Source organism: Streptomyces viridosporus, from assembly GCF_002078235.1.
GTDB lineage: Bacteria > Actinomycetota > Actinomycetes > Streptomycetales > Streptomycetaceae > Streptomyces > Streptomyces viridosporus.
The window spans coordinates 1-638 of record NZ_MSGP01000885.1 but is presented as its reverse complement, the minus strand read 5'-3'; the positions used below and the strand labels follow the sequence as shown (position 1 = coordinate 638).

Below are 638 nucleotides of genomic sequence, written 5' to 3'. Positions count from 1 at the left end.
CGGCGCAGCCCCTCCGTCGTCGGGCAGGCCGTCGGCAGTGGGCGGTCACGGACGGCGCGCTCACCCGGACGGCCGGTGGAGTCCCCTCCGCCCCGTCGTTCGATTCCGGCGCACGGGGCACCCTGATCCCATGGGCAAGACAGCGCTGATCGTCATCGACATGATCAACACCTACGACCACCCGGACGCCGAGCTGCTGATCCCGTCCGCGGAGTCGGTCGTGCCCGTCGTCTCCGGCCTGCTGGAGCGGGCGCGGCGACGGAACGCACCGGTGATCTACGTCAACGACAACTTCGGCGAGTGGCGCTCCCACCACGGCGAACTGCTCGACAAGGCCCTGTCGGGCCCGCACGCCCACCTCGTCGAGCCGCTGCGGCCGGACGACTCCTCCCTCTTCGTCGTCAAGGCACGCCACTCGATCTTCTTCGAGACCCCACTCGGTTACCTGCTCAACCAGCAGGGCATCGAGCGGCTCGTGCTGTGCGGCCAGGTGACGGAGCAGTGCGTCCTCTACTCCTCGCTCGACGCGCACATCCGCCACTTCGAGGTGACCGTGCCGCGGGACGCCGTCGCCCACATCCACGCCGACCTCGCGGACGCCGCCCTGCGGATGATGGAACGCAACATGGGCGCGCACG

1 protein-coding gene is annotated in these 638 nt (G+C 69.9%); it reads left to right on the top strand.

Annotated elements, in window-relative coordinates; all coding sequences use genetic code 11:
• Positions 1-130: 130 nt before the first annotated feature.
• Positions 131-638 (top strand): cysteine hydrolase family protein (locus B7L92_RS38425; protein WP_107501751.1); only part of this gene is annotated, 508 nt, incomplete at its 3' end.